The sequence below is a fragment of the Caldimonas sp. genome (assembly GCF_046291045.1).
Taxonomy (GTDB): domain Bacteria; phylum Pseudomonadota; class Gammaproteobacteria; order Burkholderiales; family Burkholderiaceae_C; genus Caldimonas.
Genome location: NZ_JBKBSL010000082.1, coordinates 1 through 2,820, shown reverse-complemented (window position 1 = coordinate 2,820; position 2,820 = coordinate 1). Strand labels below are relative to the sequence as shown.

Annotated in this window: 3 protein-coding genes; all 3 read left to right on the top strand. The window is 66.0% G+C overall.

Going from position 1 to position 2,820, the window contains the following annotated elements; translation table 11 throughout:
- Positions 1-427 (top strand): DUF2345 domain-containing protein (locus ACK4ZD_RS15455; RefSeq protein ID WP_409664093.1); only part of this gene is annotated, 427 nt, incomplete at its 5' end.
- Positions 424-1,902 (top strand): hypothetical protein, encoded by a 1,479-nt coding sequence (locus ACK4ZD_RS15450; protein WP_409664090.1) that lies wholly within the window; start codon positions 424-426, stop codon positions 1,900-1,902. The genes ACK4ZD_RS15455 and ACK4ZD_RS15450, both read left to right, overlap by 4 nt.
- 3 nt (positions 1,903-1,905) lie before the next feature.
- A partial coding sequence (locus tag ACK4ZD_RS15445) for a hypothetical protein (protein WP_409664087.1) occupies positions 1,906-2,820 on the top strand: 915 nt, incomplete at its 3' end.

Below are 2,820 nucleotides of genomic sequence, written 5' to 3'. Positions count from 1 at the left end.
AACGCGCATCGAGCTGAGCTCAGGCGCGAGCCGCATCGTGCTCGACGGCGGGGACATCACCTTCACCTGCCCGGGCGCCTTCACCGTGCAGGCCGCCACGCATGAGTGGGGCGGGGGCAGCCGTGCGGCGGCGGAGCTGCCGCATTTGCCTGAGGGGGAGCTCGATCGGCCCCCCAATTGGATCGCCATTCGCCACTCGGGGCCGGACGGTGAACCCATGGCGGGGCAGGGCTACAAGATCTTCTTCGAGGGCCATGTCGTCGTCAGCGGCCAGCTCGATGCACAAGGCCACGCACGGCACGAGAACGTGCCTGCGCAGGCGCTGCACGTGGAGTATGAGCCTCGCCAGCCGCAACCCGAGAAGCCATGGCCCGCGCTGAGCGACGTGGTGGCAGCGGCACAGGCCAAGCTCGGAGGCCGGCCATGAGCGCCACCTGGGAGGATCTGGAAAACGCGCTGGGATGGTTCCGGTCCGCGCCGGGACGGTGGCTGCAAAGCGCCCGGCAAGACCTCGGGGCCGCCGCCGAATGGATCTGGGTGGTGCTGCAAGGCGATTTTGCCGAGGACCAGACCACGGCCCAGGTGGTCACTGGGACAGTGATATCGATGATCCCTCTGGTGGATCAGGTCTGCGACGTGCGTGACCTCATCGCCAACTGCAAGAAGATCAACGAGGACAGCACCAACAAATGGGCCTGGGTGGCCTTGGTGCTCACCCTGATCGGCCTGTTCCCGACCCTGGGCAGCCTGGCCAAGGGATGCCTGAAGATCCTGTTTGCGTATGGGCGCAAGGCGGTCTTCAACGCCGGCCGCCAGGCGCTGGACAGCGACATGTGGCAAGCCACGCGGCCCTACGTCGAACATGGCATCGCCAAGCTCAACGACCACCTCGCCCGCCCCGAGGTGCGCCGGGCACTCTCTGTCCTGCGCATCGATCAGCCTTACCGCTACCTGGCCGAGCAAACGCGCAACGTCGCAGCCCAACTGCAGGTGAGACGACTGACGTCTGCCATGGACAGCGCGTTGGGCCCGGCGCGCCAATTGCTGGAGATGGTCAAGCTCTGGGGAGGCTCGGACCTGGCTCGCCGCGCCCAGCAGACCCTGCAGATGCTCGATGGCGTGCGTCGCCAGGCTGACCGCGCCCTGGCCCAGGCAGTCCAGCCGGTACAGAACTGGCTCAACCGCCTGGCGCAAAGGTTGGATGTTGAGCATCGCCTGAACTACCGGGCGCAGACCAACAGCCTCACGCCTCACAACTTCAACCGCTTCAGCCTGGATGCCGAGATCGAGGTGCTGCGCAAGAGCAAGCCGGAGTGGGTGGTGGTGGGGAAGGCGGCGAAGTACCGGGCGCTCAGGAAAGCTCCGCAAGTGCCTCGCGGGCATTTCGACATCAGCGAGAACGCGCCTCCGCCCTTGACCAATGCGTTCAGTACCTTCCACACCGTGCGCCCCGATGTGTTGCCGCCAGGCACGGTGCTGTACCGGGTGGTGGACCCCAAGAGCAACGACAACAGCCTGTGCTGGATGACCCAGGCCGAGTTTGATCAACTGCGCAGCAAGCCCGAGTGGCGCCAGCGGTTCGCCGTGTGGCGCCACTGGAACCACAATGGCGAGTTCGTCACCTACACCGTGCCGCCCGGCGAGGGCTTGAGGGTGTGGCGGGGGACCACGGCGTCACAAGAACTCAAAGATCGAAACGGCCGGCCTGTGCAGGCCGATGCCCAGGGCAATCTGTACTGGCTCGACGGCGGCGCCGAGCAGATCGTGGTGAACCCGGCCGATCTCAAGCGCCAGCACCTGGGCCCGCGCCAGTTCACCGGCTGGGGGTATGACGAGGGCGACATCCAGGTCGATCTGGTGGGCGTGCCCATCTTGCAACACAACTGGTTCGAAGCGAACTGAGCCATGACCATTCCGTTGATTCCGCAAGAGATCTATCTGCTGGAGCGCTACAGCTCGCTCGACTACTTTGGCCAGATGCGCGACCACTTCGCCGAGTGTGTCAAGGCCGCCGAAGAGGCGCTGGCCGAGTTCATGCGTCACCTCCCGCCGGACTATCGCAGCCGCCCGCTGCACCAGCAGCCTGACGCGGTGTGGGGCGAGAGGGTGATTCCGAACATGCAGTGGGCGCTGGCCGGCTTGAACGACGGTTATATCCGTATCTCACATGGCGATCTGGATGGATTGGGGTTTGCGGGCAACGTGCGCACGACCTTCGCGTCCATCAACCGCGACTATCACATCGACTGGATGGCGCAGCCGTATCAGGATCGCTACATGGCGGCCCTACGTGCCTCCTGGAAAATGGCCTCCAACATCTCCCATACCGAGCAGGGGAGTTGGGATTTCGGGGATCTGAGTTTTGCGTATCACGAACCGTCACGCGGCCCATTGAACCCACCGGCCAGTTGGCCGGTGTACCGGCTCCACGAGGCGGTGCGGGTGCGCAGCGGCGAGAAGGTGCCGAAGACGGGCATCTACCTGCCCGAGGCCGGGCCCGCCGCCGCAGCCTTGCTCATTGAGGGCCAGAAGGCCATCGAGACCGAGGTGTGCACAAACGCCGAGGACTTGCTGCGCGACCCGGACGACACCATGCCGCAAAGCCGCCGCGAGCCCACCGTGTGGACGCTGGTCGAGCGTGTGGCCGACGAAGGCGGCAGCAACTGGCTGCCGCAGGCCGGGCCGGCGGCGCTGCGGCTCAAGTGCGACGCCGGCCAGCCCTGCCCGCGCACGGGCTGGTGGTTCACCCCCGCCAAGGCCGACAGCCGCCGTCACTTCCAGGCCGGCCAGATCATGCCCGACTTGCACGCCGACTACGGC